This window comes from Acinetobacter sp. UBA6526, from assembly GCF_002434875.1.
In the GTDB taxonomy this organism is placed as follows: domain Bacteria; phylum Pseudomonadota; class Gammaproteobacteria; order Pseudomonadales; family Moraxellaceae; genus Acinetobacter; species Acinetobacter venetianus.
The window spans coordinates 1180-4002 of record NZ_DJLC01000244.1; the positions used below are offsets into that span (position 1 = coordinate 1180).

Annotated in this window: 2 protein-coding genes; both read right to left on the bottom strand. The window is 36.0% G+C overall.

Annotated features, from left to right (window positions below; genetic code table 11):
• Positions 1 to 931: tRNA guanosine(34) transglycosylase Tgt (gene tgt / locus B4237_RS16935; RefSeq protein ID WP_286944062.1), on the bottom strand; the 931-nt coding region annotated here is incomplete at its 3' end.
• 245 nt (positions 932 to 1176) lie between these two features.
• A complete protein-coding gene (locus B4237_RS16940) occupies positions 1177 to 2169 on the bottom strand; it encodes a hypothetical protein (protein WP_278596511.1) in 993 nt (330 codons plus the stop codon).
• Positions 2170 to 2823: the final 654 nt, after the last annotated feature.

The following is a 2823-nucleotide window of genomic DNA, read 5'->3' on the forward strand; positions in this document are numbered from 1 at the left end:
AGTTTTTACAAGTGTAGCAATCACAATGTGGGTCTAAAGGCCCTTTATCATGGCGATATTTACTATTACGAATTCTTACCAGACCATCGGTGACAAAATAATGACCATTACGTGCGTTACGAGTTGGCATCACACAGTCGAACATGTCGACGCCACGACGTACTGCTTCTACGATATCTTCGGGCTTACCAACACCCATCAAATAACGTGGTTTGTCATGCGGCATTTTATTCGGTAAATAATCAAGAACCTTGATCATTTCATCTTTTGGTTCACCAACAGATAAGCCACCAATCGCATAGCCATCAAATCCAACCTCTAAAAGACCTTTGAGCGACTCATCACGTAAATCTTCATACATCCCACCTTGGATAATGCCGAATAACGCATTTTTGTTGTTCAGCTCATCGTGGTGATGTGTCTTACAGCGTTTCGCCCAACGTAAAGAAAGCTGCAATGATTTTTGTGCTTCTTCATGGGTGGCAGGGTAAGGTGTACATTCATCAAAAATCATCACGATGTCTGAATTGAGTACCTGTTGGATCTCCATTGATATTTCTGGAGATAAGAACACTTTTGAACCATCGATAGGAGAGCGGAAAGTTACACCTTCTTCTTTGATTTTACGCATTGCGCCTAAGCTGAATACTTGGAAGCCGCCTGAGTCAGTCAGAATCGGTTTATCCCATTTGATAAACTCGTGCAGACCGCCGTGCTCTTTGATGACTTCTAAGCCAGGGCGTAAATACAAATGGAAAGTGTTACCTAAAATAATTTGTGCCTGAATTTCTTCAATATCACGTGGCAACATGCCTTTTACTGTACCGTAAGTACCAACGGGCATAAATACAGGTGTCTCAACAACACCATGTTCTAAAGTGAGTCGACCACGACGGGCGCGCCCCGACTGACCTAATTTTTCAAATTGCATGACACCAATCCATCAAGGCGAAAAAACAGTTCGCTGATCAAAAACGGCTATTTTCCTTGATTATGGCTTGTAGTTCTACTACTAAATGTAGCTATAGAGAAAAATATTAACCTTACTTCATTTTGAGGTGTATTGAGAGTATCACAAGATTAAAAGAGGGGGAGGAGGTATTAGTTTTTAAGGCAAATATATAGGGAAATCTGCTCAATTGTCACTTTGTCTAATTATTAAAAAGTCAGCTTGTCTTAATGTCTTATAAGCATGTTTTTAAAAATAAGAAACCAATTTGTATAAAGTCTTAATGCAAGAATGATAAAAAAGTAGGCGATATTCAGCCATAAATCATGTACCCAACCTGCTAACCCCGTCACTGAGCCGGCTCTATAACCGACATCTTGAATAAACATAAATAAGCCACCAATAAACATTAGTGTCATAAAAAAAGTAATCACTACTAATAAACAGTACCCCCCGATACCCCTTTTAGTTTCCAACTGATTAGCACCTGTCCAGCCAATTAGTTGCCATAGACAAATGATAGATGCTATTAGAATCGGGAAAAATGATAACACATGCCATGCATGATAAAGCAGGCATGCTCTACCAAATACTGAAGTTAAGAATACCTGTTCATTCCCAAACATCTGTTTAAGCATAGCGGAACCACTATCGTCACTACTTAGCTTAACTAGAAAAAGTTTTCTATCTACATTAAGTGGGGGAACGTTTGTATTTGCTCTTACCCAATCAATCACACTGTTAACCCATTCAGGTTGCCAGACTAGTGCTAGATCTTTGACCCAACTAGTGACAAAAAACATCTCAAATAAGGCACACCAACCTAAAAATATTAAACTCCACTTTTGCAAAGTTCTAGGAGCTAACCCTCCATCATTGGCTATATGCTGTTTGATAGCTTCTCGCTTGATTGGATCTTTGATGGCTTCAATTTGTTGCTGAGTTTTTTCACTACGTCTTTGTAATCGTGACTTACGACCAAAGATCAAGCGATACCAAATTGGGGTAAAAGCCATCGTAATAGTTAAGGTTAAAAACCAAATAAAGTTAAACAATAGATTCTGCTGTAAGCTATAACCTGAAAGCTCAAACCCAAAACTAAATAATCCTATAAATCCCCAAAATACAATAATCAGAAGATAAAAGAATAAATACTCTTCATATAAACGTTCTGATGCCATCCAGTTTAAAACTGATTGCGATTGATTTTTATCGTTCATATCTTAATATTTCATCAAACCTATATTTTTATTTGTACTCATCGTTATTTCGTTCCATCGCATAGTTACAGAACGAGGAAATTCTTAGGAATTTTAGCTATTTAAGTTTCTAAAATTATTTATCATCGTGGGATCATAGATTGCCCAAAGCAACGCAAAAATGACAAGTAAGCTAGGTATTAATGTCAATATTATGGTTTTTATTCGAAAATTCATTAAGGTATATAACCATAAAATTACTTCTATCTTAATGCCAAACCACCAATATCTAAGTGAATCAGTCACGGATTTAGACCATGGCGATTGTTCAATACCAAAACTCTCCCAAAACAAGGGTAATTCACTTTCAAGCCCATACAAGATTCGACATTGGAATGCCAACATACTCAATGCAATTAAGCTATATAAAGTTTTTTTCACCCACCTACTACACATAATCTAAGCTCAACTTAAATGGCATCACAATAGTTAATATTTGGAAAATAAAATATTTATTTTTAATTTGATTTTTTAAACCTTCATTTTTTCCATAAAAAAGAATAAATTGTGTCTTATCTAAATTAATTTTATTTATTTCGAAATGTTTAATTATCATTAAGTATAGATAGCTCAGTTAAAAGTTTGTTTGACATTGATGATGCAAAATTTTGTTTT

Coding starts and splice junctions, on each gene's coding strand:
- B4237_RS16940 (WP_278596511.1), bottom strand. CDS start 2,169: ATGAACGATAAAAATCAATCGCAATCAGTTTTAAACTGGATGGCATCA.